Origin of the sequence: Romboutsia sp. CE17 (genome assembly GCF_012317385.1) — a bacterium.
In the GTDB taxonomy this organism is placed as follows: Bacteria; Bacillota; Clostridia; order Peptostreptococcales; family Peptostreptococcaceae; genus Romboutsia_E.
The window spans coordinates 2,159,454-2,185,938 of the sequence record NZ_CP051144.1 but is presented as its reverse complement, the minus strand read 5'-3'; the positions used below and the strand labels follow the sequence as shown (position 1 = coordinate 2,185,938).

Annotated in this window: 23 protein-coding genes; 18 read left to right on the top strand and 5 right to left on the bottom strand. The window is 28.0% G+C overall.

Annotated features, from left to right (window positions below; genetic code table 11):
- Window positions 1–16 precede the first annotated feature (16 nt).
- The 7 genes from HF520_RS10445 to HF520_RS10415 all read left to right on the top strand — a co-directional run bounded on the left by HF520_RS10445 (window position 17) and on the right by HF520_RS10415 (window position 9,607).
- Window positions 17–811 carry a LicD family protein gene (locus HF520_RS10445; protein WP_168573971.1) on the top strand — a complete coding sequence of 265 codons (795 nt, stop codon included), beginning with the start codon at window positions 17–19 and terminating at the stop codon, window positions 809–811.
- An 18-nt stretch (window positions 812–829) separates the two neighbouring features.
- The gene (gene murJ, locus HF520_RS10440) at window positions 830–2,374 is read left to right on the top strand and encodes a murein biosynthesis integral membrane protein MurJ (protein WP_168573970.1); all 1,545 of its coding nucleotides are present in this window, start codon (window positions 830–832) and stop codon (window positions 2,372–2,374) included.
- Window positions 2,375–2,522: 148 nt separating this feature from the next.
- Window positions 2,523–4,373 (top strand): phosphotransferase, encoded by a 1,851-nt coding sequence (locus tag HF520_RS10435; RefSeq protein WP_168573969.1) that lies wholly within the window; start codon window positions 2,523–2,525, stop codon window positions 4,371–4,373.
- A 19-nt stretch (window positions 4,374–4,392) separates the two neighbouring features.
- Window positions 4,393–5,343, top strand: a complete 951-nt coding sequence (locus tag HF520_RS10430; RefSeq protein ID WP_168573968.1) for a DMT family transporter — start codon at window positions 4,393–4,395, stop codon at window positions 5,341–5,343.
- A gap of 18 nt (window positions 5,344–5,361) precedes the next feature.
- The gene (locus HF520_RS10425; RefSeq protein WP_168573967.1) at window positions 5,362–6,069 is read left to right on the top strand and encodes a sugar phosphate nucleotidyltransferase; all 708 of its coding nucleotides are present in this window, start codon (window positions 5,362–5,364) and stop codon (window positions 6,067–6,069) included.
- Between the two features lie 132 nt (window positions 6,070–6,201).
- A complete protein-coding gene (locus HF520_RS15370) occupies window positions 6,202–8,049 on the top strand; it encodes a family 10 glycosylhydrolase (protein ID WP_305848757.1) in 1,848 nt (615 codons plus the stop codon).
- Between the two features lie 118 nt (window positions 8,050–8,167).
- Window positions 8,168–9,607, top strand: a complete 1,440-nt coding sequence (locus tag HF520_RS10415; RefSeq protein ID WP_168573966.1) for a C40 family peptidase — start codon at window positions 8,168–8,170, stop codon at window positions 9,605–9,607.
- Between the two features lie 172 nt (window positions 9,608–9,779).
- Here the strand turns inward: HF520_RS10415 and HF520_RS10410 are convergent, their stop codons facing one another.
- Complete coding sequence (locus HF520_RS10410; RefSeq protein WP_168573965.1) at window positions 9,780–10,757, bottom strand: LCP family protein; 978 nt, start codon at window positions 10,755–10,757, stop codon at window positions 9,780–9,782.
- 195 nt (window positions 10,758–10,952) lie between these two features.
- Between HF520_RS10410 and HF520_RS10405 the strand changes: the two genes are divergently transcribed.
- On the top strand, window positions 10,953–11,606 hold the full coding sequence (locus HF520_RS10405; RefSeq protein ID WP_168573964.1) for a DUF3298 and DUF4163 domain-containing protein: 654 nt from the start codon (window positions 10,953–10,955) through the stop codon (window positions 11,604–11,606).
- Between the two features lie 34 nt (window positions 11,607–11,640).
- A complete protein-coding gene (locus tag HF520_RS10400; protein ID WP_168573963.1) occupies window positions 11,641–12,162 on the top strand; it encodes an amidase domain-containing protein in 522 nt (173 codons plus the stop codon).
- Window positions 12,163–12,373: 211 nt separating this feature from the next.
- Here the strand turns inward: HF520_RS10400 and HF520_RS10395 are convergent, their stop codons facing one another.
- The 3 genes from HF520_RS10395 to HF520_RS10385 all read right to left on the bottom strand — a co-directional run bounded on the left by HF520_RS10395 (window position 12,374) and on the right by HF520_RS10385 (window position 15,390).
- Complete coding sequence (locus HF520_RS10395) at window positions 12,374–13,495, bottom strand: DHHW family protein (protein WP_168573962.1); 1,122 nt, start codon at window positions 13,493–13,495, stop codon at window positions 12,374–12,376.
- Between the two features lie 15 nt (window positions 13,496–13,510).
- Entirely contained in the window at window positions 13,511–14,737 is a 1,227-nt protein-coding gene (locus tag HF520_RS10390) for an MBOAT family O-acyltransferase (RefSeq protein WP_243155144.1), read from the bottom strand.
- 167 nt (window positions 14,738–14,904) lie between these two features.
- Window positions 14,905–15,390 (bottom strand): DUF4358 domain-containing protein, encoded by a 486-nt coding sequence (locus tag HF520_RS10385; RefSeq protein WP_168573961.1) that lies wholly within the window; start codon window positions 15,388–15,390, stop codon window positions 14,905–14,907.
- 212 nt (window positions 15,391–15,602) lie between these two features.
- Between HF520_RS10385 and HF520_RS10380 the strand changes: the two genes are divergently transcribed.
- From HF520_RS10380 to HF520_RS10345, 8 genes are all read left to right on the top strand, one after another.
- Window positions 15,603–16,520, top strand: a complete 918-nt coding sequence (locus HF520_RS10380; RefSeq protein WP_168573960.1) for an N-acetylmuramoyl-L-alanine amidase family protein — start codon at window positions 15,603–15,605, stop codon at window positions 16,518–16,520.
- 171 nt (window positions 16,521–16,691) lie between these two features.
- Window positions 16,692–17,603, top strand: coding sequence for a patatin-like phospholipase family protein (locus tag HF520_RS10375; RefSeq protein WP_168573959.1), 912 nt, complete (start codon window positions 16,692–16,694; stop codon window positions 17,601–17,603).
- Between the two features lie 56 nt (window positions 17,604–17,659).
- Window positions 17,660–19,429 carry an Eco57I restriction-modification methylase domain-containing protein gene (locus HF520_RS10370; protein ID WP_168573958.1) on the top strand — a complete coding sequence of 590 codons (1,770 nt, stop codon included), beginning with the start codon at window positions 17,660–17,662 and terminating at the stop codon, window positions 19,427–19,429.
- A gap of 67 nt (window positions 19,430–19,496) precedes the next feature.
- The gene (locus tag HF520_RS10365; RefSeq protein WP_168573957.1) at window positions 19,497–19,841 is read left to right on the top strand and encodes a hypothetical protein; all 345 of its coding nucleotides are present in this window, start codon (window positions 19,497–19,499) and stop codon (window positions 19,839–19,841) included.
- Between the two features lie 123 nt (window positions 19,842–19,964).
- A complete protein-coding gene (locus HF520_RS10360) occupies window positions 19,965–21,182 on the top strand; it encodes a patatin-like phospholipase family protein (protein WP_168573956.1) in 1,218 nt (405 codons plus the stop codon).
- Window positions 21,183–21,255: 73 nt separating this feature from the next.
- Window positions 21,256–21,516: an HPr family phosphocarrier protein gene (locus HF520_RS10355; protein ID WP_168573955.1), complete on the top strand. Its 261-nt coding sequence runs from the start codon at window positions 21,256–21,258 to the stop codon at window positions 21,514–21,516.
- 210 nt (window positions 21,517–21,726) lie between these two features.
- Window positions 21,727–23,439 (top strand): phosphoenolpyruvate--protein phosphotransferase, encoded by a 1,713-nt coding sequence (gene ptsP / locus HF520_RS10350; protein WP_168573954.1) that lies wholly within the window; start codon window positions 21,727–21,729, stop codon window positions 23,437–23,439.
- A 290-nt stretch (window positions 23,440–23,729) separates the two neighbouring features.
- Window positions 23,730–24,548, top strand: coding sequence for a DUF975 family protein (locus tag HF520_RS10345; RefSeq protein ID WP_168573953.1), 819 nt, complete (start codon window positions 23,730–23,732; stop codon window positions 24,546–24,548).
- A gap of 100 nt (window positions 24,549–24,648) precedes the next feature.
- On the opposite strand, the gene yeiL is transcribed toward HF520_RS10345, so the two are convergent.
- The gene (gene yeiL / locus HF520_RS10340) at window positions 24,649–25,332 is read right to left on the bottom strand and encodes a transcriptional regulator YeiL (RefSeq protein WP_168573952.1); all 684 of its coding nucleotides are present in this window, start codon (window positions 25,330–25,332) and stop codon (window positions 24,649–24,651) included.
- A 148-nt stretch (window positions 25,333–25,480) separates the two neighbouring features.
- Between yeiL and HF520_RS10335 the strand changes: the two genes are divergently transcribed.
- Window positions 25,481–26,467 carry a BMP family lipoprotein gene (locus HF520_RS10335; RefSeq protein WP_168573951.1) on the top strand — a complete coding sequence of 329 codons (987 nt, stop codon included), beginning with the start codon at window positions 25,481–25,483 and terminating at the stop codon, window positions 26,465–26,467.
- The last annotated feature ends 18 nt before the right edge of the window (window positions 26,468–26,485 follow it).

Sequence of the window (26,485 nt, the reverse complement as noted above, 5' to 3'; positions counted from 1 at the left end):
ATTGGAGCGAGTAAAAATGGAAAAAGAAAATGAATTACTTAGACAGGTTCAACTGAAGATAGTAGATATTATGGTAGAAATAGATAAGCTGTGCAGAGAACATAACATAGTTTACTATTTAGCTTATGGTACGGCAATAGGTGCTGTAAGACATAAGGGATTTATACCATGGGATGATGATGCAGATATAATTATGGATAGGGAAAATTATGAAAGATTTGTTGAAGTATGTAAAAAAGAATTAAGTCCCAAATTCTTTTTACAAACAGAAGAAACAGATCCAGAATATAAGCTAGTTATGCCTAAAGTTAGAATGAATGATACATCTTTTGTAGAAAAGGTTTCTAAAGATTGGAATATAAATCATGGGATATATGTAGATATATTTATAATTGATGAATGTCCTAACAATAAATTTGTTCAATATGTAAATAAAAGGGTTTTATGTGGTACTGAGTTTGCAAGAAGTGGGCTTTATACTTGTGATAAAAATCCAGTGAAAAAAATATTAAAACCATTATTTTATAAAAGGACTATATTAAACTTATGGAATAATGTGGTTTATGATAGATGGAAAAAAGATGACAGTTTGTGTGTAGATAACACAGGACGTGGACTTGTTTTCAAAAGAGAGTACTTTGGTAAACCTAGAGAAATGGAATTTGAAGGGCATAAATTTTATGTTCCAGAAAAAGTTGAAGATTTCTTAACAGACTACTATGGTGATTATATGCAACTTCCACCAGAGGATAAGAGAGTATCTCATCATAGCATAATACATATAGATTTAGAGAAATCTTATAAAAAATAAATTTTAAGGAGCTTTATTATGTCAAAAGTAGCAAAAACAACAGTTATGATTATGGCTCTTACAATTTTATCAAAGGTATTAGGATTAATAAGAGAACAAGTATTTGCAGCTTTCTATGGTGCAGGAATATATGCTGATGCATATATAACAGCTATGAAGATACCTACAATATTATTTACCGCTGTAGGAGCAGCCATATCAACTAGCTTAATACCTATATATAGTCAAGTGAGCCAAAAAGATGGAGAAAATAAAGCTAATGATTTTATTAATAATTTAATAAACATAGTTAGTATATTATCTATAGGTATTGTAATTTTAGGAATAGTTTTCACAGAACCATTAGTAAAAGTATTTGCTATTGGATTTGAAGGTGAAAAATTAGATATTACCATTAAATTTACTAGAATAATACTTTGGGCAGTGTTATTTATAGGGCTGAATAATATACTAAAAGCATTTCTTCAACTAAAAGATAACTTTAAAGTGCCTGAACTTATGGGAATACCTTATAACCTTATAATAATAGCATCTATAATTATAAGTATGAAGACTAATACATACGTTCTTATAATAGGATCGTTATTAGCATTAATGTCGCAAGCTTTATTTCAGCTTCCGTCTGCATATAAAAAAGGGTTTAGATATAGTCCAAGGGTAGATTTAAAAGATGAAAATGTTAGACATTTAATAGTGTTAGTTTTACCTGTATTAATAGGTGTTGGTGTTGAACAAGTAAATACTTTAATTGATGGTACCCTAGCATCTACATTTGGAGATGGTGTAGTTTCTGCATTTAACTATGCAAACAGACTTTATGGATTTGTATCAGCTATATTTGTTACATCTATATTATCTGTAGTATATCCTTTAATGTCAAAATCTTTAGCCTCTGATAATAAAGATGGATTTAAGGTTTCGCTGAAAAAAACTATAAATAGTATAGTGATTTTCCTTATACCTATCAGTGTAGGAACTATGGTATTAGCTTATCCTATTGTAGAGGTGCTTTTCCAAAGGGGTAAATTTACTCCAGAAGACACTATTATTACTGGTAATATACTTATTGTATATATAATAGGTATAATAGCATGGTCATTAAGAAATGTTATGTCTAGAGCATTTTACTCTCTTCATGATACAAAAACGCCTATGATGAATGGTATTATATCTATAGTCTTTAATATAGTTTTAAATATTATATTATCTAAATATATGGGATATATAGGACTTGCTATAGCTAGTACGATTGCTGCCTATATTGGTTTAACTATTTTCTACTTTGCACTAAGAAAGAAAGTGGGGAGTTTTGGCGGTAAAAGTATATTTATAACTTGTACAAAATCCATAATAGCTGCAGTTATAATGGGTATTGTAACTAATTTTGCTTATAGTAAACTAGCATATGTTTTAGGTGTATCTTTATTCGGAAAGATAGCATCTCTAGGGGCTTCTATATTTATAGGAGTTTTAGTGTATGGGGTCTTAGTTATAGTTTTAAAGGTTGAAGAAATAAAATATTTTATGGATATGGCTAAGTCTAAATTAAAATTAAATAAGTAATATATAAATATATAAATGGCTATCTAATTAGTGTGTATCACTAGTGATAGCCATTTTATTTTGTGTAAATAATCATATATATATTGACATATGGTGTCAAAAAATATATGATTATATCATGTTCAAAAAATGAAAATGAGGTGAGGTAGTGGAGAATATATATAAGGTTTTATATATTATAAATAATCATAGAGATGTTAATCAGAGGTATTTAGCTTCAGAGTCGGGACTATCAATAGGTAACATCAATTCAATTATAAGAAAACTACAAGAAGAAAATTATATAAATATTGAAAAAAACAATGGAAAAAATATATATGTGGTAACACAAAGTGGTATAGATTTTTTATCTAAAAAAATACATGAAGACCAATCTAAAAAAATAAAGCTACATTCAGATGGTCATAAGAATATAAAACAAGCGGTAATACTGGCTGCAGGACAGAAGAAAATATTTGAAAAGCCTGTTGGTTTTTTAAGTATTGGAGATATAAATATAATTGATAGACAAGTTAACTTATTAGAACAACATGGAATAGAGAAAATAGTTATAGTTGTTGGATATAAAAAAGAATTTTATGAAGAGTATGCAAAAGATAAAAGTAATATCGTACTAGTTACAAATGATAGATACAAATGGACTGGAACAATGGAATCTTTATCTAAAGTAAAAGATGTTATAGATGATGATTTTATCTTATTAGAAAATGATATGGTCTTTGAAGAAAGAGCTATAAAAGAGATATTAGATAGCAAAGACAGAGACTGTATGGTAATAACAAGTGAAAGTGGATCTGGAGATGAAGCATTAGTAGAGATAAGAGATGGATACGTTTATAAAATGTCTAAGGATGTTCATCAGTTTAATAAAATTGATGGTGAAATGATAGGTATAAGTAAGATTTCATATAAAGTATTTAATAAAATGTTAGAACAATTTAAATATAATAAAAATCCTTACTTAAACTACGAATATGCTCTTATGGATATTGGTAGAGAATGTAATATTGGATATATAAAGATTGATGATTTAGTGTGGGGAGAAATAGATTCACAAAAGCACTATGAAGTATTTACAAAACACATTTATAATAGATTGCTAAGAAAAGAGCAAGAAATAAAAATAAATAATATAAGAGATCATTTAGTAGACATACTTTATATAAATCCTGAGGACATAATAGAAATAACTTCAGCAGGTGGTATGACTAATAAAAACTATAAGGTCAATATAAAAGGTAAATATTATATATTAAGAATGCCTGGTACAGGAACTCAAGATATGATAAGTAGAGAAAATGAAAATAATAATGTTCATTTAGTAGACTCTCTTGATATAGACTCTAAGATTACATACTTTAATCAAGAGTCTGGAATAAAGCTAAGTGAGTTTATAGAAAATGCAGAGACATTAAATTCAAGTACAGCTAAAAGAGAAGATAATATGGAACTAACAGCTTCTATATTAAGAAAACTTCATACATCAAATATAGAGTTTAAAAATGAGTTTAATGCTTTTAATGAAATAGAAAAATATGAAAGATTAGTAGAAGAAGCTAATGGAGAGTATTATGAAGACTATATAAATGTAAGAAATCAAGTAATATCCTTAAAAGATATGCTAGAGGCTAATGATGTAGAAAAAAGACCTTGTCACAATGATACTGTTCCAGAAAACTTTATAAAAGATGATAATGGAAGAATTTACTTAATAGACTGGGAATACTCAGGAAGCAATGATCCAATGTGGGACTTAGCAGCTCATATATTAGAGTGTGATTTCTCGAAAGATGAAGAAGAATTATTTTTACAAAAATACTTTGGCTCTTTATCTATAGAAGAAAAATATAAAACAAAGATACTTATATATAAAATATGTCAAGATTTCCTATGGAGTATATGGACTATTGTAAAAGAAGCTAAGGGAGATGACTTTGGAAGCTACGGAATAGATAGATATAACCGAGCAAGAAAAAATTTATGTGAGATAAATAATTAAAATAAGGAGCAATCAGGATATGAAAAACACTGCAATAAATCTTAGCAAGGTTAATGGAATAGGAATTACATCCGGAGTACTATCAGGAATATTATGGGGATTAGACACAGTTATCTTAGGAATAATTCTTAGTAAAATTCCGAATATAGGAATTACTAATGCTGCAATGTTAGCTCCTTTAGTAGGTGCATTCTTACATGATACTTTTTCAAGTTTATGGATGATTTTATTTTCTATAACAAAGAAGGAGTTTGTTGAAACTATAAAGTTACTTAAAACTAAAAGTGGAAAGTTTGTTTGTTTGGCAGCTTTATTTGGAGGACCGATAGGAATGGCTGGTTATTTACTAGCTATTAACTATATAGGTTCAGGATATACTGCTAGTATATCAGCTATATATCCAGCTGTAGGAGCATTTTTCTCATATATTTTCTTAAAAGAAAAATTAAGTATAAAAGGTTGGATAGGTTTATCATTAAGCATATTAGCTGTTATAATACTTGGATACACTCCTACTCAAGATATGGCTTTAAACTTTGGTCTAGGATTTGGATGTGCATTAATTTGTGTAATTGGATGGTCTTTAGAAAGTGTTATCTGTGCATATGGTATGAAGGATGATGAAGTTAGTCCTACTCAAGCATTACAATTAAGACAATTGGTATCAGCAATAGTTTATGGAATATTAATAGTTCCACTATTTGGAGGATTAGGACTGACTAAGGTTATAATTACTTCTAACTTAACTATTATGATAGCAGGGGTAGCATTAATAGGAACTTTATCTTATATATTTTACTATACGGCAATTGATACTATAGGACCAGTTAAGGCTACAGGTCTTAATATTAGTTACTCAATATGGGCTATAGTATTTGATATGATATTTTTAGGAAGTAGCATTACACCTAAATTAGTTTTATGTAGTATACTTATAATAGTAGGATCAGTTATGGTGTCTAAAAATTAATAACAAAGGAGAAATAAAATGAGAGCAATACTATTAGCAGCAGGTATGGGAACTAGACTTAGACCTTTGACTTTAGATACGCCAAAGTCATTAGTTAAAGTGAATAAAAAACCTATGTTAGAAACTCAAATAGAGTTTTTAAGAGAAAAAGGGATAAACGAAATTATAGTTGTAACAGGATATTTAAGTGAAAAGTTTGAATATCTTAAAGATAAGTATGGAGTTAAATTAGTTCATAATGACAAGTATGATATATACAACAATATATATACTATGAGTCTAGTTAAAGAGTATTTACCAGATAGCTATGTTATAGATGCTGATGTTTATCTTCATAACAATTTTATTGATGAAAATATAGATAAATCAACTTACTTCAGTGGATACAAAGAGGGATTTAAAGATGAGTGGATACTAGAATTTGATGCTGAAAATAAGGTTCATGGTATAAGAGTAGGAAATGAAAAAGGTTATATCCTGTGTGGAGTATCATACTGGAATGAGCAAGATGGAAAAATAATAGTTGAGAGATTAGAAGAAGCAATAAATAGTGATGATTTTGAAAACTTATATTGGGACGATATAGTAAAAGATAATATTGATATGTTAGACATAAGGATAAAAAAGATAAGCTCAGACGATTGTTTTGAAATAGATTCACTAGAAGATTTAAATAAAGTGAATGAATATATATTAAGCTTAGACTATGAAGATAGGAAAGCTTAAAAATGGAAAATCCTATTAAAGTTTGTTATAAAATACTACTTTAATAGGATTTTTTATGTTATTTGACAAAATATTACTATATTATATATACTTTACATGTATAAAAAGATAATTAATAGCGTGGGGGAAGAAATGAAAAAAATTAAAATTACCATAAGTTCAATATTTTTATTTTTTTTCATATTTTCAGGAAGTGTATATGCTGAAAAATATGAAATGAGAGGAGCTTGGATAACTACAGTTTATAATAAAGACTGGCCTAGTAAATCAAGTTATGGAAATGTAACTAAGCAAAAGCAAGAGTTTATAAATATATTAGATGAATTAAAATCTTTAGGTATAAATACTGTAGTTGTACAAGTTAGAACTGCTGGAGATGCACTGTATAAATCTAATATAAATCCGTGGTCTAGAGTTCTTACGGGGACCCAAGGAAAAGATCCTGGATATGATCCATTAAAATTCATGATAGAAGAAACACATAAAAGAGGTATGGAGTTTCATGCTTGGTTTAATCCGTATAGAGTTACAACTTCAGGTACGAACTTACAAGCTTTAGATGTAAAGCATCCAGCAAGACAAAATCCTGATTGGATAATTTATAATAATGGTGCGATGTATTACGATCCAAGTAATCCAGATGTTAAAAATCATATTGTAGATACTATAAAAGAAGTAGTAAAAAATTATGATGTAGATGCTATACATTTTGATGATTATTTTTATCCAGAAAAATATCCATTATCATCAGGTGAAGGTAAGGATGGCAATGAAGCAAATGCAAGAAGAAATCATGTTAATGAGATGGTTAGATCTGTATACAATGCTATAAAATCAATAAATAGTAGTGTCGAGTTTGGTATTAGCCCATCTGGAGTTTGGAAAAACAAATCAAGTGATATAACAGGATCTGATACAAGAGGAAATGAAAGTTATTATTCTGTTTATGCAGATACTAGAACTTGGATAAGAAATGGATGGATTGATTATGTAGTTCCACAAATATATTGGGAAATTGGCAATAGTGCTGCTGATTATAAAACTCTAGTTAAGTGGTGGAACAATGAGGTTGATGGTACTAAAACAAAATTATACATAGGTCAAGGTATTTATAAAGATATTGTTAGAAATGAAATATATGATCAAATAAAGCTAAATGATCAATATGAAAATATAAAAGGAAGTATTTATTATACTACTTCGGATATTTTAGAAAATCAAGTAGTAAAAGATGCAATGAAATTACTTTATAAACCTGGATGGAAATATAGTGATAACAGATGGTATTTATTAGATGAGATTGGAATAAAGAAAACAGGCTGGCAGAAGGTAAATAATGTGTGGTACTACTTGGATAGTAGTGGAGCAATGAAGACAGGCTGGCAAAAAATAAATAATGTGTGGTACTACTTGGATAGTAGTGGAGCAATGAAGACAGGCTGGCAAAAGATAAATAATGTGTGGTACTACTTGGATAGTAGTGGAGCAATGAAGACAGGTTGGCAAAAGATAAATAATGTGTGGTACTACTTAGATAATAGTGGAGCAATGAAGACAGGTTGGCAAAAGATAAATAATATGTGGTACTACTTAGATAGTAGCGGAGCAATGAAGACAGGTTGGCAAAATATAAATAATGTGTGGTACTACTTAGATAATAGCGGAGCAATGAAGACAGGTTGGCAAAAGATAAATAATGTGTGGTACTACTTGGATAGTAGTGGAGCAATGAAGACAGGCTGGCAAAAGATAAATAATGTGTGGTACTACTTAGATAGTAGTGGAGCAATGAAGACAGGCTGGCAAAAGATAAATAATGTGTGGTACTACTTGGATAGTAGTGGAGCAATGAAGACAGGTTGGCTTAAATTAGATGACAAAATTTACTATCTTAAACTAAATGGAGCTATGGTGACAGGAAAAGTATATATTGATGGTAAAGATTATAGCTTTGCAGCCAATGGAGAATTAATAATATAAATATTAAATAGAATATATAAAAATTGAGAAAAATGTTCAATTATGGTAAAATATAAATTAATGCATGAAAATTACTAACTTAAATATAAAAATGAAATAAAATAAGGGAGATTTATATATGAGATATAAGTTGCAAAGTACTTGTACTAAACAAATTCCTAAAGTAGTAACAGCTATTGCTATGGCAGGATCGGTATCTTTAATAGCTAACGTTGATAAAGTTAGTGCAGAAAACTTAAATCAAACAGAAAATTTGGATGAAAATCAAACGATATATAAGGAACCAGAAATAGATAAGGTAGAAAACTTAGAAGAGTTCAGCAGAATAGTAGAAGAAGTAACTATAAATGAAGTTGAACAAGAGGTTGTAAGCGATCAATCTGTTGAGAATAAAAATAATGCTCAAATTGGAATAGATGAATATAAAGAAAAAAATGGATGGGTTCAAGAGGCAGATACTTGGTACTACTATAAAAATGGTACTAAAGCCACTGGTTGGCTAAAAGATGGAGAATCGTGGTATTGGCTAAAATCTGATGGGAAGATGGCATCAAATGAATGGTTAAACCTTAATGGAACATGGTACTGGCTAAAATCTAGCGGAAGAATGGCATCAAATGAATGGATAAAAGAGAATGGTTATTGGTATTGCTTTAAGCAAAGCGGAGCTATGTATAGTGAAGAATGGGTTAAGCATAAAGGATATTGGTACTGGCTAAAATTAAGTGGAAAAATGTCTACTGATGAATGGATAAAAGACAAAGGTGAATGGTACTGGCTTGAGTCTGATGGAAAAATGTCTTCTAATGAATGGGTTAAGCATAGAGGTTCTTGGTATTGGTTAAAGTCAGGCGGAAAGATGGCTAATAATGAAATACTTAAGGTAAATGGAGTTTGGTACAGATTTGATAATAATGGAAAAATGGATTCTAAGACAAACTTTAAAGTCGGTCAAGTAAAGCCAGTTAGTTCTTTAAATATTAGAAGTGGAGCATCTACAAGTTATAAAGTAATAGCACAAGTATACTCAAATGAGTATGTAGAAATTTTGGACTCAACTAGTGGATGGTATAAAGTAAAAATAGGAAATGGAACTATAGGTTGGGCAAGTTCTAGCTATATAAATGTTATAAACTCTAGCAATGCATCTGGCAATGAACAATCATCAGAGTCAACAAATTCCTCTAAGATACAACGTGTAATAAATATAGCAAAAGACCAATTAGGAAAGCCATATGGATGGGGAGCAGAAGGACCTAATTCATTTGACTGTTCAGGGCTAACTTATTATGCTTATAAAAATGGAGCAGGAGTAACATTACCAAGAACATCAAAAGCTCAAGCTACAGTAGGTAGGGCAGTAAGTAAAAGTAATTTAAAACCTGGAGATTTAGTATTCTTTAATACTAATGGACAAGGTATAAGCCATGTTGGTATATACATAGGTGGCGGTAATATGATACACTCTACAAAACCAGGTGATGTAGTTAAGACTACAAGCATAAATTCATCATATTACTCTAGTAGATATGTTACAGCAAGAAGAATTGTTGAGTAAACTAGACAATATTAAATAAAGTATGACTTATTATATGAATTAAATTAATTTTAAGTATAAAAAATAAAAATAGGATGATTTCTATAAAATGAAATCATCCTATTTTTATTTAGGATATTTTAATTTATATAAATCACCCATATCATATATTATTAATTATGTTTTAATTTAATTAAAACTTATCATTATCTTTAGGTAAGATATCATTATAAATAAAGTCATGTAACAATGGTAAGGTATCTTTTTCGAATCTAAGTACCCATCCTGCATCTCCATATTTACCACCTTTACTATGAATATCATCATCTATAGGAAATTCTATTTGTTTTATATTTATATTTCCAAGGCTTAATACTGTAGAACCTAAACCTAATATTTGAGAAGGTTTCATATTAGTTTTTACATAAGGTAGAACTGTATCAATCAATCCTGGATATTTAGAAATAGGTAATGATTTTACAGAACTAAGTAGTCCTTGGATAACTTCTCTTTGCCTTCTATCCCTCTCCATTGCGCTATCATTTTTTCTTATACGAGAGAATGATAATGCTTGATATCCATTTAGCTTCTGTTTACCTGCAGATTCTATATATTGTATATCTCCTTTTTCCGGATTATCATCCCATTTATATGTCTCTGGTATGAATTTATTAACTTCCTCTAATTCAGATTCTTGGACTGTAACGGTAACTCCTCCTAAAGAATCTACAATATCCATGAATGAGTAGAAATCAACAACAACATAATTATGAATATCTATTTCGAAATTATCTTCTATAGTTTCTATTAATAAATTTGCTTGTCCATAAGCATAAGCGTGGGTTAACTTTTGGTATCCGTGCCCAGGAATATCAACATAGCTATCACGTGCTAATGATGTAAGTTTAAGGCTTTTATTTACATCATCTACTGTAAGGATCATCATTGAATCAGATCTTGAACTTTCTTCTCCAGGGCGTCCGTCCGTTCCAACTAATAAAATATTTGTTACCCCGTTTTTACCTTCATATTTTATATCGCTTAAGGCTTCAGTATTTATGCTAGAATCATGAATAGAATTCAGCTTATAATAAACATATCCAAAAGCACTTGCAGGAAGAGCGATAACTAAAATGGCCAGGAATATAACTAGCTTTTTTAATTTTGACAAAAATATCCCTTCTTTCTTGTTTTATATTTAGCATATCTCTAATTATATTAAAGTATGACAATTTATTCAATATAGTTGAATAAACAAGTGTCGGAAAAGGAAGAAAATATTTCTATGTGATTATAACTTTGCTTAACAAAAGCATTACCCTTTTCATATTAAGTATTATATACAAATAGAAAAAGGAGAATGCATATGTTAGTAGTTGAAGAAAAATTATTAGAAATAGAAGAACCTAATTTAATATGTTCTTTAAATTATCCAGTAATAAGACTTTTGAATAAAGAAAATAATTTTATAAATTATATAAATAAAAAAATATATGAAGATGTACTATGCTTTAAGGAAGTTGTAAAAAAAATATTAGATGAAGAAAGTAGCGATATATATATGAATATATTGACTGAATTTATGATTACTTTTAATAAAAACAATATAATAAGTATTCCAATAGAATTTAGTCAATTTCTTGGCATTAACAACATAAGTTATATAAACTCTTATAATTATGATATTGATTTAGAAAAAGAAGTAAAGCTTAAAGACATTTTTAATAGTGATATAGATTATAAGTCGCTTTTAAAAAATATAGTCAAGATACAGATAGGAACACTTTTAGAAGATTATGATAAGAGCTCAAATGTAGATGCAATTGACCTAATAAATATGATTTATAGTATTGAAATATATGACGATCAACCTTTTTATCTTGAAGAAGATGGACTTGTATTTTGTCTTTCTGGATATGAAATGGGGAGTTATTCATCTAGCATTTTAGAATTTAAAATAATGTATGAGGATGGTGTTGACTATTTTAGCGACTACTTTATAAGAGAAGTTTTAGAATAGAATAATAAGTTGTATTGAACTGGAGGAATGTTAAATGAAGGAACTTAAACCTTATGACAGAGAAGCTGCTGCAGCATATGCTAAAAAATGGGCTCTTGGAAGAAATAAGGAGTATAAAGACTATGAAGACTGGGGTGGAGATTGTACAAATTTTATATCTCAGTGCATAAAAGCTGGCAATATTCCTTTTGATCATTCAGGAAGTCATGTTTTAGAACAATGGTATTGGTATAGTGATAAAGAAAGAACTCCTACATGGACAGCCGCAGATCCGTTTTATAAATATATAGTTGGAAATAATAAAAATAATAGCCAAAATTATGGCATTGTTGCTAGAGATGCAGATTATAATGAATTAGAGCTTGGAGATATTGTACAGTTAGTTTACGAAGGAAAAGCTTATCATAACATGATTGTTACTGAGGTTATTTTAGAAGGGGAGTATTTAATTGATTATTTGATTTGTCAGCATACTTCCGATCTTTTAAATTATCCTTTGAGCTTAAAAGAAGGCGAAAGAAGATATGTGAAGATTCTTGGATATTATGGATGGTAGTTGGTTGTGGGAGAGTAGGGAGTGGTAATATTCAGTACATGCAACAAAAGGCGTTGCAAATGGACTGAATATTACCATTTCCCACGCTCTCTGAGAAGCTTTGAGTGAGAGGGTATTAATACTACACTTTCACATCTCCTTCCTGGTCAACCTTTAGAAGGAGTGGGATGCACTCTCACATCTCCTCTCTTGCAACTGATAGTGATTTGTTTTATTTATAAAATATTTCATCATTTAGAGTTTGGATGTTGTTTATAAATAAGGCTTCTTTTATATTTGGATTTTCTTTTAAGTAGTTTTCTAGGTTTAGACCGTAGTAGCGTGGGTCTATTACATGTATTTTTTTATAGTCCTCTGTTAAAAATGGTATGAAGTTGTGTGCGAAGGAGTCTTTTATTATTAAGATCTCCTCTTTTTTGTTTTGGTTTCCTTCTATTAATGCATATGCCGGGTCACCATGAAGGAAGTATTGATATTTATTTTTACCTTTTAATTTTTCTTCTCCATATAAGGTGTTGTAGTTTTTTGTGAAATCTGTGTTCATTTTAAAGTTGTTGTAATTTTTATAAGCATATATTGTATCACTTTTTATATTTGATAGTATTGCTTTAGAGTAATATGTTCCAAAAAAATCTTTTGATACTTCTACATAGTTTTCAAATAAATTATCATAGCTATTAGATGTACTACTTTTCTTATTGTATAGATCATTATAGGCTAATTTTGCACCTAGTTGAGTCCAGTGATGATCACTGTTAAAGTAAATGTATTTATCTTTATTTTCTTTTAACACCTTGTATGGTGTGTAAAAAGATGTAATTTTATTTTCTATATAAGATAATGCTTTTTCTTGACTATCATTTATTGCATACGATGGTAGTTCATCATAATAAAATGCAGTAGATGTAGGGATTATCATAACCTTAGATTTTATTTTAAAATTTTTGTATAATTTTTCTGTCAGATTATTTACCTGGGAAATATTCTTATCTATATTTTTAGTATTAAAAATAAATTTTTCTAAAAGCCTGTCATTTTTTGTTATATATATATTTCTAAATTCTCTGCTTCCAAGTACATAACTAAAATTATTTTTTATAGATATAAATTTTTCTCTAAAAGGAAATTGGTCTGAAGTATATTCATCAAATGTCTTCATAAAATGTCCAGTTTTTATTTTATCTATTGAAATTTTCGGAAGTTGAGTTAGTATTTTATTTTCTAATGTACTGATTGTTTTATCAGGTGTAACTATATTTATTATTGGAAATATAATTATAAATCCTAAGAAAAGAAATACTGTTAAAAATTTAAGTATACTATTTTTTTTCATAAAATCACCTGAACCTTAAAATCTAAAATATAAAAATGGATTAAAAGTAGAGTCTACTAAAAAACTAGTAGATAGTATTAATCCAATCATTAAAACTATAAACTTTAATAAAGTATATTCTTCAAATATATTTTTGAAAATTGGAGTAGACGCTAAAATTCCTATTATCAATAAAACTATATTTGGAATTAGATAATAATAAAAAGTAGAATCAAAAAGTGCATTATTAAAGTTAAACATTGTTTTATAGTAATCAAATACACTATTAAGTTCAGTTATATCGAATAATACAAAGCTTATTAATACTAAAATTATTACATATAAGTGATTAAATATATTAGGTATAGATTTTAATACTTCTAATAAGAATAATTTTTCTACTATTAATATAACTCCAAAGTAAAGTCCCCATATTATAAAGTTAAAGCTTGCACCATGCCAAAGTCCAGTCAAAAACCAAACTACAAGAATATTAAATAAAAATCTTGATTTATTACATCTATTGCCACCTAATGGTATATAAATATAATCTCTAAACCAAATGCCTAATGAAATATGCCATCTTCTCCAAAATTCAGTTATTGATTTTGATACATATGGATAATTAAAGTTTTCTAAAAACTCAAATCCAAAAAATTTTCCAAGTCCAATAGCCATATCAGAATATCCTGAAAAATCAAAGTATATTTGAAGTGTAAAACAAATTATACCAAGCCAAGCTGTTCCCATAGACAAGCTATCATAGGATAAACTCTTTATGTTAAACCAAATAATTCCGAAGTTATTAGCTAAAAGAACCTTCTTAGAAAGCCCAACTATAAATCTACATGTACCATCATAAAATTTATCAAAAGTATGTTTACGATAATTTAAATCTTTAGCAATATCAGAGTATCTAACTATAGGTCCAGCTACTAGTTGTGGAAATAGAGTTACATATGTTGCTAAAGAGATTATATTTTTTTGAACAGGGGCTTCATTTTTATAAACGTCTATAGAGTAAGACATTGTTTGAAAGGTATAAAAACTAATTCCAATAGGAAGGGCTAAGTTTAACAAAGGAAGATTGTTATTTGAAATATTATTGTAAATTGATATTAAAAAATCACTGTACTTAAAAAATGTAAGTAAGCTTAAATTTACTACAATTGAAGAAATTAATGCTAATTTAGATTTAATATTACCTCTATTATTATCTATAATCATTGCATGTATATAGTCTGAAAAAATAGAGAATATCATTATAAATATATATATGGGCTCTCCCCAAGCATAAAAAATTAGACTAAATATAAGTAAAGTTAAATTTTTAAGCCTATAGGGAGATAAGTAATAACAGATTAATACTAAGGGTAAAAAATAAAAAATAAATGCTATACTACTAAAAACATTAATTTTTAATCATCTCCTTATTTTGTTATAGTATCTATTATAATATTTTGTATATCTTCGGCATTTTCAGCAGCTATAAGATACACATAGTTTCCTTTTTTCTCAACGATTGTGTTTGCAGCTCTAGTTGCATTTTCTTCTTTTCCATAACCAGAACCAAATGGTCTTTCAACCATATCTTTTTTATATCCTTCTAAAGCATCAAAAACCTTATCTGCATTTTCAGAATCAGAAGTTTTTATGAAGATTACATCTTCTAGGAAAACATTCATAGCAGCTCTTATTATGAAACCTTCTTCAATTGAATCTTTAACATCATTAAAGTATTCAAAATCGTTAATATCTAAGCTCATTGATTGTTCAACTAAGGCATCTGAAGAATTAACTGCTTTTTCCACTTCTGAAGCAGAAACATTTTTGAACTCGTTAGAACTACCTTTAGATGAACATCCAACTAATCCTAGTGTTAGAACTAAAGATAGTACTAAAAAAACTTTTTTCATTTACCTACCTCCAAAATACGTATCTTTTGTCATAATTATATTTTACTATATATTCTAAATTAAAGGTTAAGAAAATGTTACAATATAAGTAGTATTTTACTTATACTATTAATAAAATAAATTAGAAAATTATTGAAGGAACCATACGAGAATGTTAAAATAACACTTAATAATAGGGATATTATAAACAAAATGTAAAAGGATGGTAATACATGTCTTATAGAAATAATAAAGGTAAAAATAATGTAACATATTTGAATAAGAAAAAAACAAATAGAAGTTATTCATCTAGAAAAACTACATCAAATAAAGTTGTAAATAAAAGAAGTACAACAAAAAAATCTAAGTATTCTAGCAATAAAAGATCTAATAAGGGAAAAGTAAATATAAAGAAATTAAGTGTATTAGCATTAGGGATAGTATTACTTGGATTTGGTACGCTTAAAGCAACTAGTGGAGTAAGTAATATAGTTAAAAGTATAAGTACAAAGATTATAAAGACTAGTGATGCTGAGGTTAAACCAGTACAAAAACAGTTTGATTTATCTACAGAAAATGAAGGAGTAATGAGTAAGTTTAATGTTTATATAGATCCAGGTCGTGGTGGAGAAGACAATGGAATGGAAAGTGAAGAAACAGGGAAATACGAAAAGGAAATAACTTTGGGTATTGGTAAAAAACTAGCTTCGAAATTATCAAATTATGATGATGTTAATGTAATTATGTCAAGGACTGATGATTCTAAAACTATGAGCTTTAAAGAAAGAGCAGAAGATGCAAAAAAACAAAAAGCTGACCTTATAATATCTTTACAATTAAATGCTCATTCAGGAGATGCTCCAGCTACAGGAATAGAGACTTATTATAAAGAGGATGAATTATACCACACTGGTGATATAGCAAGAGTTATTCAGGATTCTATAACGTCTTACGTAGAAGTAAAAGATAGAGGAGTAGGAATAGGTAAGTTTGGTATTTTAAATGAGGCTACTATTCCAGCTATTATAATTAAATGTGGATTTATAACTAATCCAGAAGATGTAAAGAAATTAACTGATGATAATTACTTAAATGAATTTACTGAAGGTATAGCTCAAGGGTTACTATCTTATATTGATTCTAATAAGTAGTTTGAGATTTTTATTAGGATGCTACATGTAAAATGCCAGGTATGCAGTTAAAAAATACTGCAAATGCCTGGCATTTTTACATATTTGCATCCTTTTACTTTACTTTTGTGTGCACAAAATAGGTGTAGGTAATATATATTAAAGTAGCTATATTTATTAGGGGTGAGTTTTATGAGTAGTTCTACTTTTAATATCATAAACTTTGATGGTGGTGGACTTAGAGGACTTTTGAGTATTACTCTTTTTGAGAAAATACAACATGAGTTTCCCGATATTCTTAAGCAAACTAATATGATTGGTGGTACATCTACAGGTAGTCTGATAGCTTTGGGATTAGCGTATGGGCTCAGCCCTAGAGAGGTTAAAGAGATGTATTCAGAAAAAAATATTAAGCATATTTTTGATAAATCTTATTATGAAATATTAAGACCTAAGTATGATAATGAAAATCTTAAAGAGGTACTTCAAAGTGTTTTTCCTAAGAATTTAAGACTTAAAGATTTAGGTAAGTTAGTTGTTATTCCGAGTATGTATATTGGTAATGAAACTAGTGAGTGGAAGCCTATATTTTATAATAATTTGCCTAATTCTCCTACTGAAAATGCTAGGGTAGTTGATGTTGCAATGTATAGTAGTGCAGCACCCGTTTTTTTTCCTACCTACAATTGTCATGTTGATGGAGGCCTAATTGCAAGTGATCCTAGCTTATCTACAATTGTTTATTCATTAGATCAACAATTAGGTAAAGACTTAAAGAATATTAGATTACTTTCAATTGGTACTGGCTATTTATACAATAGTATAAAGCAAGACACAACTCATTGGGGGGCTATAGATTGGATTATTAATAAATCTCCAGATTTTCCTATAATACCTATTACTTTAGAAGGAAACTCTCAGATGAGCCAGTTATTTTCTAAGATACTACTAGATGATAATTACTATAGATTAAATCCAAGAATGAATAAAGATATAGGAATGGATGATGTTTCTTCTCTTGAGTATTTAAAAAACTTAGGGGAAGACTATGATATTGAAGATACAATTAAATGGCTAAATATGAGATGGAATAAAATGGTATAATCATGTGATATAATAGAAGTGTAAAACTTAAGACAAATCATATTTTGGAGGAAAATATGAAGAATAATCTAGGGGTATTAGAAATAGATAATTTTTATTTATCTAGAATTTATGAAGAAGGAATAGAAGAAGAAAAGAAAAAATCTAATGGAGTTTATTATACACCTAAGGTAATAGTTAGGTACATTATGGAAAAAACTCTAGAAAAGCATGATATACTTAAGAATCCATGTCCTAAAATTTTAGATATTTCATGTGGATGTGGAAATTTTTTATTAGAAGCCTATGATATATTATATGATTTAATAGAATCGAAAATATATGATTTAAGAGATAAATATAATGATGAATACTGGTGTATAGATAATATTCATAAACATATTGTAGAAAATTGTATTTTTGGAGTTGATATAGACAACAAAGCTTTAGAAATATTAAAAAATGCTTTAAGTAACAAGAATTCTAGTGAAAAAGAGGATAAAACTAAATATAGTGTAAATATTTATTGTGAAGATGGATTAAAGAAAGAGTGGGATTTTAAGTTTGACTATATAGTGGGAAATCCACCATATGTTGGGCATAAGTCTTTGGATAAAGATTATAAAAAATATCTACTAAAAGAGTATAGTTCAGTTTATCGAGATAAGTCTGATTTATATTTTTGCTTTTATAAAAGGGTAATAGATTTAATTAATAAAGATGGCACAATATCTATGATTACCCCAAGATATTTTTTAGAAAGCCCATCAGGAGTAAATTTAAGAAAATACATTAAAGAAAATTCCTATATAGAAGAAATTGTTGACTTTTTAGGAGCTAATATTTTTAAAAATATAGGAATAGCAGGGTGTATAGTAACTTTAAAACCAATTAAGTATAAGGATTTTAAAGAAAATCATAGTATAAATATTTATAAAATAAAAGATGAAAATATTAAAATAAATGAAGTAGAAGATTTAAGCTCTTTTATAAATGGGGGAAGTTTTGAAAATTTTTATATTAATCAAAATTTATTAGAAGAGGATTGGCTAATTACAAATCCTCAAGATAGAGAGTTTTATAAAAAAATCCAGTGTAAATGTAAGTATGAATTAGATGAAATTGCTACAAGCTTTCAAGGAATAATAACTGGTTGTGATAAAGCTTTTATAATAGAAAATAGTAATGAAATATCAGCACCCAAAAATCTTTTAAAAGTATGGGTAAAAAATAAAAATATTAGAAAATATATAATAGATGATACTAAATATAGATTGATATATTCTAATGACATAGATGATGAGAAAATTTACGAAAATACAATAAAAAAATATATAGAACCCTATAGAGTGAAGCTTGAAAATAGAAGAGAGTGCAAAAAAAATATAAGAAAGTGGTATGAATTACAATGGGGAAGAGAAAAATATCTTTTTGAACAAGAGAAGATAATGTATCCTTATAAATCTAAGTGTAATAGATTTGCTATAGACCATAATAACTCATATTGTAGTGCGGATGTATATTCTTTCTTTATAAAAGAAAAATATAAAAATGAGTTTTCAAATGAATATTTAGTAGGGGTATTAAATTCTGATATATACAACAAATATTTTAAGATAATAGCAAAATGTATGGGAAAAGATATATACGATTATTATCCTAATAAAGTTATGAAAATAAAAATATTTAAAGATAATAATTATAAAAAGATAGAAGAATTATCTAAAAAAATTATATTTATTTTAAAAAATAAAAATACTAAGTATAGTGAAGATGAATTAGAGACTAAGTTAAGTATTTTAGAAGAAGAAATTAATAAATTAATAAAAGAATCTTTGCAAATATAAAGTATATTCACTAATAGCCTTCTTAATTCATATAATTTAATGAATATCATTTTAAGGGGGCAAATCAATGATAACATCAAGAGTATCTGAAAATGAAAAAAGAGTTTATGTAAATGTGAATGGATATATAAGTAAAAAAGATGCTAGAGAGTTCTTAGCTAATTATAAAAATTCTACTAAAGGAATGAAGCTTTCACAATATAATCTTGTAGTAACTCCAAGTGTTTTCGAGTGTGAGGATAACGAAGATATAAGAACTACATGTATGGCGTTTGTAAAATCAGGCTATAAAAGAATTTACTTAGTTGATGAGAAAAAATCATTAATGAGTGCAATGTCTTTAAAACCAATGGAGAAAAAAATATTTCTAAAATCTGTAAAGATAGTTTCAAATATAAACCTTATAAAATAAAAGGAAATTGCTAGATTAAAACTAAAAAATATGAAAGATATATATTTTTAAATTTAATTTTATGATAAAATATAATTAAATTTTTTGGAAGTATATATCTTTCTAGGATAAATAGGTGGTATTATGAAAGGTTTAGTTTTAGAAGGTGGAGGAACCAAAGGTGCTTACCAAATAGGAGCATATAAAGCCTTAAGAGAGCTTGGAATTGAATTTCAAGGAGTAACAGGTACTTCTATAGGTGCATTAAATGGAGCATTTATAATTCAAAACGATATAGAAATAATGGAAGATATATGGAGAAATTATGACTATTCAAGTTTTATGAATATAGATGAAGATACATATGAAAAATACAAAGACTTAGATTTTACTGCGAAAAGCTTTAATATAGTTTTAGAGTTGATGAATAAAGCAAGAAAAAATCAAGGTATCGATATAACTCCTCTTAGAGAGATGTTAGAAAAAAATATAAATGAAGAAGCTATTAGATCTTCTAATAGAGACTTTGGAATAGTTACAGTTCATTGGGATAAAAAGTTTAATCCTCACCATTTATACATAGAGGATATTCCAGAGGGAAGATTAGTAGATTATTTAATAGCTAGTGCAAGTTTACCAATTTTTAATTTAGAGAAAATGGATGATAAACTTTATTTAGATGGAATGTTCTCTGATAATATACCAGTTAAGCTTTTAGTCGATAAAGGTTATAATGATATTGTTGTAATTAGACTAATGGATGACTTTATTGGAAATATGAACGTAAATAAATTTTTAGATAAAGGTATTAATATAACAACTATAATACCTTCAGAACCATTAGGAGGTTCTTTAAATAAAGATAAAGAAAATATTGAAAAAAATATGCTTTTAGGTTATCTTGATACTATGAAGGTTTTTAAAAGATATGAAGGCGTTAAGTATTACTTTAATTTAGACTATAAATTTGATGAAGACTATTGCTTTAATAAGTTTATAAGTTTAAAAAAAGAAACTATTGAGTATTTATGTAATTCTCTAGGTATAAAAAGAGATGTATCACGTAGAACATTATTAGAAAATATTATACCTAAATTAGGTGAAGTTCTTAATTTACCAAAAGAGTTTTCTTATAAAGATTTATTTTACGCAGTGTATGAACAAAAGCTTCAAGAAAACGGTATTAATAGAAGGCAGTTATATGATTTTAATAAATTGGTAGATGTAGTACATAAAAATTATAAACCGAATAGGGAAAGTGAAGAAATTAACGAAGTTCACTTAATAACGCCAATACCAAAGAGTAAATTGCCTAAGGTTTTAACAAATCAAATAATAAGTGATTTTAAGAACCAAGGTTAATATATAAATAATATACTTAAACTAATAAAGTAAAACTAATACTTTAATTATAAATATTTTGGAGGTTTAAACTATGGAAAAAGTAGTAAGTATAAAAAATGCAAGTGGATTACACGCTAGACCAGCAGGAATGTTTGTTAAGAAAGCTTCTGAATTCAAATCTACAGTAGAAGTTATAGCAAAAGGAAAAACTGTAAATGCTAAATCAATAATGGGAATAATGAGTTTAGGATTAGCTAAAGGTGATGAGTTAATAATATCTGCAAATGGAGAAGATGAAGAAAGAGCAGTAAACACTTTAGTTGAATTAATAGAAAGTGGATTTGGAGAATAAAAAGTTTTTATTTAAAGTTTTATTTGGGTATGTAAGATAGTGATGGAATGTAATTTATATTGTATTTAGCTAAAAAATGCTTTAATATAAATTACTTTTCCATTATTTACTCAAATTGTATATATAGAACAATGTTTGTTAATAAAATAACTAAATGGATTAGAGTATGTATATAAGAGTATAACAACTTGTACTAGGAGGAATATTACTATGTTTAAAGGAACAGGGGCATCTCCAGGGATTGCTATAGGAAAAGTTTTAGTTGTAGAACATGGAGAGTTAGAGATACAAAAGGTGTCTATATCTAATATTGAAGAAGAAGTTGCAAGGCTTGATAAAGCTGTTGAGGTATCAAAAGAAGAATTAACTAAGGTTAAGGAAAAGGCTTTACTTGAACTAGGGGAACATGAAGCAGAAATATTTGAAGCTCATTTATTAGTATTAGAAGATCCTGAGTTAATAGACTCAGCTAAAGCTAAAATAAAAGATGAACAAGTTAATGCTGACTATGCTTTAAAAGAAATAAGGGATATGTTCGTAGGCATGTTTGAATCTATGGATAATGAGTATATGAGAGAAAGAGCTGCAGATATAAAAGATGTTACTAATAGAATAATAAGACATTTATTAGGTGTAAAAATCGTTGATTTAGCAGCTTTAGAAGAAGAAGTTATTTTAGTTGCTCATGACTTAACTCCTTCAGATACTGCTACTATGAATAAATCTAAGGTTTTAGGTTTCTTAACTGATATAGGGGGAAGAACTTCTCATACAGCTATAATGGCCAGAACTCTTGAAATAGCAGCTGTAGTTGGTTTAAATGATATAACAACTAAGGCAAATGACGGAGATTACATAGTGTTTAATGGGGATACAGGGGAAGTAATATTAAATCCTGATGAAGAAACAATAGATAAGTATACAAAGTTAAAAAATGAGTTTGACGAATATAGAAAGTCACTAGAGTTGTTAAAGGGAAAACCATCACAAACTACTGATAAAAGACATGTTGAGTTAGCTGGAAATATTGGTAGTCCTAATGACGTTGAAGGTCTTATAAAGAACGATGCTGAAGGTGTTGGACTTTACAGAACTGAATTTTTATATATGGACAAAGAAGATGGATTCCCAACTGAAGAAGAACAATATGAAGCTTATAAAGCTGTTTTAGAAGGAATGGACAATAAGCCTATAGTAATAAGAACGTTAGATATAGGTGGTGATAAAGAGTTACCATACTTTGATATGGAACCTGAAATGAACCCATTCTTAGGATACAGAGCTATAAGAATATGTTTAGATAGAAAAGATATATTTAAAACTCAATTAAGAGCTTTATATAGAGCAAGTGTACACGGAACTTTAAGAATAATGTTCCCAATGATATCTTCTTTAGAAGAATTATTAGCAGCTAAAGAAGTAGTTGCTGAAGTTAAAGAAGAGTTAAAATCAGAAGGAATAGCTTATGCGGATAATGTAGAAGTAGGTATGATGATAGAAATACCATCTGCTGCTGTTATATCTGATATATTAGCTAAACATGTTGATTTCTTCTCTATAGGAACAAATGATTTAATACAATACACTTGTGCAGTTGATAGAATGAACCAAAAGATAAGTTCTCTTTACAATCAATTTAACCCAGCAGTGCTAAGACTTATAAAAACTGTTATAGATAATGCTCACGCTGAAGGTAAGTGGGTAGGAATGTGTGGAGAATCTGCAGGAGATCAAAGAATGATACCAATACTTCTTGGATTTGGTCTTGATGAATTCTCTATGTCACCAATATCTATACTTCCAGCAAGAAAGTTAATAACTTCTGTTAGTTATGAAGATATGAAGAAATTTGCTGGAGAAGTTTTAGCTATGGGAACTGCTGAAGAAATTAAAGCTCACGTAGAGAAGACTTTTAATATGTAAGTAAAAAAGAGGTTTTTAGACCTCTTTTTTTACGCTTAAGGAAACTATATCATCTCAAAAACTGTGAATAAACCCTCAAATCTACTTATATCAATGCACTAATTTTGAGCGTAAAAAATAATTTTGAGCAACGGACGAAGTCGTTGGCGACATGAGCGAAGCGAATTTTTATTGCAAATTATTGGGGAATGTATGTATATATTTATAGTAAAGATATGGGAAATGGAAAATATTTACTTTAGATTTTAGAATTGATATACTTAATATAAGATACAAATTAGGAGGATGGGATGAAGAAGATAAAACTGTTTGACTTAATTGAAAAAAGTTTTTTAGCTTTGAAAAAAACAAACAAAAAAATCTGGATAATAGGAATTATAATATCAATATTTTCTGGTGGTCTTACAATACAAGAAAGTTTTGCTCCAGATTTATATTCAGATTTAGCTTATGAAGATGAATTTTATGAAGATGGATACTATGAAGATGAGTACTATAATGAAGACGTTGATATATCAGAGTCTGATGATACATTACTTGCAGGATTATTAGGATATGCAATTCCAATTATAATAATAGCAATATTAATTTTTATAGCTATTGTTCTTGTAATAGGTGTACTTATTTCTACAATAACATATTATTTATATCATAGTATATATGAGTCATTATTTGATACTAAACTAGAAAGAGCATCTTTAGGATTAGTTGTTAAAGCAAATCTAACAGTAATTTTAAAGGTTATAGGTGGATTTATATTATTTATAATTCCAGGAATAATAATAAGCTTAAAGTATGCACCAGTGAATTATGTATTATGTAAGAATCCAGAGTTATCATCAAAAGAAATTTTAGAGAAAACTAGAGATCTTAGTAAAGGATTTAAATGGAAGATATTTATCTTTAACTTATTTATCAGCATAATAATGGGCTTAATTATGATTTTATGCTCACCAGGTACTTTTGTTGATGGATATATTTTGGTAAATATATTAGATACATTAGTTACATTTGCTATAACAACATTTATGGTTGTATATAGTGGATTATTTGCCGTTTATTTATTCAACGGAATTGAAAATATAAAAGATAAATTAGCTATAGAATAAAATAAATTTTAATATAAAAAGAGAATCTATGTGAGTTAAATTACTAGATTCTCTTTTTTATGTTTAAAAAAATTATATTAAGCTAAATTTTATTAATATATTATTGATATAAGTCGCCAGCTAATTCTTCTAGTTTTTCTAAATCTAATATAGTTATATCTTTACCATCTTTTCTTATTATTCCTTCACTACAGAACTTATCCAGAACTCTTAGTAAATGTCTATAACTTGTTCCTAAAAGTTCTGACACATGAGTTAGATTATCTGAATTATTATCATGATCATATTCTGTAGCGTAAGTTGCTAATATATAACTTGCAAGTCTGTTTTCTAGTGGATAGAGCATATTTATTGAACTTGATAGTGATGCACTTGATAGTTTAAATGCAAGTTGTTTACAAGTATAATATAAGAATTTTGGATCTTTTAATGCTATTTCTTCTATTATTTCCCTTAGAATAGCTATACAAATACAATCTTCAACAGCTTGTATATTACAGTCAATGTTCGTATTGTTCAGTATTTCCGTATCCCCTATTATTTGTATTGGAGAATAAAATCGAATTAATAATGATTTTCCATTTGGAGCAGTTATATATACTTTAGCTCTACCATCTATGAAGAAGTATAGGTATTTCAATTCTTCGCCAGCAGAGCAAATATGCTCATTTTTCTTAAAGTGATGTATTTCCATATATTTTTTCATATCATTACTAAAAATATCATTGATATTGTATTTTTTTATATAGTAATTTAACTTATTATCATCGATTACCTTAAACATTTTTTAATTCTCCTAAAAAAATATTCGATAATATGACAATTGTCATATTATGTCGTATTGACTATCTGATATTATAACAAAGCAGAAAAAATGTAAATTATTTTTATTTTAGTCAGAATATTAATAATTATACAAGGAGGATTTATAAATGAAAAAAATATTATGCTTAGGAACTACATTAATGTTATCAATGTTAGCATTAGTAGGATGTTCAAGTTCAAGTGAAAGCAATAATGATGATTTAAAAGTAACTATGATAACTAGTGTTGGTGGAATAAACGATCAAAGTTTTAACCAATCTTCATGGGAAGGATTACAAGAAATAGAGAAAGATTTTGGAATTAAAGTTAATTATATAGAATCAAAACAAGAAGCAGAATATGCAACAAATATAGAAACAGCAGTTGATGGTGGAGCTGATTTAATATTAGGTACAGGTTTTCCTATGCAACAAGCTATATTAGATGCTGCTAAGAACTATCCAGATCAAAAGTTTGCTATAGTAGATGTTGATTATGGACAAGATACTCCTGAAAATGTTGTTTGTATAACATTTACAGAAGAGCAAGCTGGTTATATTGTTGGATTAGTTGCAGGTAAAGAAACTAAGACTAATAAAGTTGGATTTGTTGGTGGTATGGATAACGAAGTTATAAAGAAGTTTGAAGTTGGATATAAGGCAGGGGTAGCTGAAGCTAATCCAGATGCAGATGTTCAAGTTCAATATGTTAACTCATTTGTAGATGCAGCAAAAGGAAAATCAATAGCTCAACAAATGTATTCTAACGGAGCAGATATAATATTCTCAGCTGCAGGAGATTCAGGTGTTGGTGTTATAGAAATGGCTAAAGAGAAAGACCTTTATGCTATAGGTGTTGATAGAGACCAAAGTAGCTTAGCTCCTGAAAATGTATTAACTTCAGCTATGAAAAAAGTTAACGAAGGTGTTTATAATACTGTAAAATCTTTAATAGATGGGAACTTTGAAGGAGGTTCTACTTTAAGATTTGGTTTAGAAGATAACAGTGTAGGTTTAGCTCCTACAACTAATAATATATCACAAGAAACTTTAGATTACGTAAATGAAAAAATAGAACAAATAATAAATAATGAAATAACAGTTCCAAGCAAATAATTTGGTTTTAAATAAATA

Bases quoted from the DNA above. Each gene is read 5' to 3' on its own strand.
- HF520_RS10375 (WP_168573959.1), top strand. From the start codon at position 16,692: ATGAGTAGTTCTACTTTTAATATCATAAACTTTGATGGTGGTGGACTT.
- HF520_RS10360 (WP_168573956.1), top strand. From the start codon at position 19,965: ATGAAAGGTTTAGTTTTAGAAGGTGGAGGAACCAAAGGTGCTTACCAA.
- HF520_RS10430 (WP_168573968.1), top strand. From the start codon at position 4,393: ATGAAAAACACTGCAATAAATCTTAGCAAGGTTAATGGAATAGGAATT.
- HF520_RS15370 (WP_305848757.1), top strand. From the start codon at position 6,202: ATGAAAAAAATTAAAATTACCATAAGTTCAATATTTTTATTTTTTTTC.
- HF520_RS10355 (WP_168573955.1), top strand. From the start codon at position 21,256: ATGGAAAAAGTAGTAAGTATAAAAAATGCAAGTGGATTACACGCTAGA.
- ptsP (WP_168573954.1), top strand. From the start codon at position 21,727: ATGTTTAAAGGAACAGGGGCATCTCCAGGGATTGCTATAGGAAAAGTT.
- HF520_RS10345 (WP_168573953.1), top strand. From the start codon at position 23,730: ATGAAGAAGATAAAACTGTTTGACTTAATTGAAAAAAGTTTTTTAGCT.
- HF520_RS10365 (WP_168573957.1), top strand. From the start codon at position 19,497: ATGATAACATCAAGAGTATCTGAAAATGAAAAAAGAGTTTATGTAAAT.
- HF520_RS10385 (WP_168573961.1), bottom strand. From the start codon at position 15,390: ATGAAAAAAGTTTTTTTAGTACTATCTTTAGTTCTAACACTAGGATTA.
- HF520_RS10400 (WP_168573963.1), top strand. From the start codon at position 11,641: ATGAAGGAACTTAAACCTTATGACAGAGAAGCTGCTGCAGCATATGCT.
- HF520_RS10415 (WP_168573966.1), top strand. From the start codon at position 8,168: ATGAGATATAAGTTGCAAAGTACTTGTACTAAACAAATTCCTAAAGTA.
- HF520_RS10405 (WP_168573964.1), top strand. From the start codon at position 10,953: ATGTTAGTAGTTGAAGAAAAATTATTAGAAATAGAAGAACCTAATTTA.
- HF520_RS10335 (WP_168573951.1), top strand. From the start codon at position 25,481: ATGAAAAAAATATTATGCTTAGGAACTACATTAATGTTATCAATGTTA.
- HF520_RS10395 (WP_168573962.1), bottom strand. From the start codon at position 13,495: ATGAAAAAAAATAGTATACTTAAATTTTTAACAGTATTTCTTTTCTTA.
- murJ (WP_168573970.1), top strand. From the start codon at position 830: ATGTCAAAAGTAGCAAAAACAACAGTTATGATTATGGCTCTTACAATT.
- HF520_RS10370 (WP_168573958.1), top strand. From the start codon at position 17,660: ATGAAGAATAATCTAGGGGTATTAGAAATAGATAATTTTTATTTATCT.
- HF520_RS10380 (WP_168573960.1), top strand. From the start codon at position 15,603: ATGTCTTATAGAAATAATAAAGGTAAAAATAATGTAACATATTTGAAT.
- HF520_RS10390 (WP_243155144.1), bottom strand. From the start codon at position 14,737: ATGATATTCTCTATTTTTTCAGACTATATACATGCAATGATTATAGAT.
- HF520_RS10445 (WP_168573971.1), top strand. From the start codon at position 17: ATGGAAAAAGAAAATGAATTACTTAGACAGGTTCAACTGAAGATAGTA.
- yeiL (WP_168573952.1), bottom strand. From the start codon at position 25,332: ATGTTTAAGGTAATCGATGATAATAAGTTAAATTACTATATAAAAAAA.
- HF520_RS10425 (WP_168573967.1), top strand. From the start codon at position 5,362: ATGAGAGCAATACTATTAGCAGCAGGTATGGGAACTAGACTTAGACCT.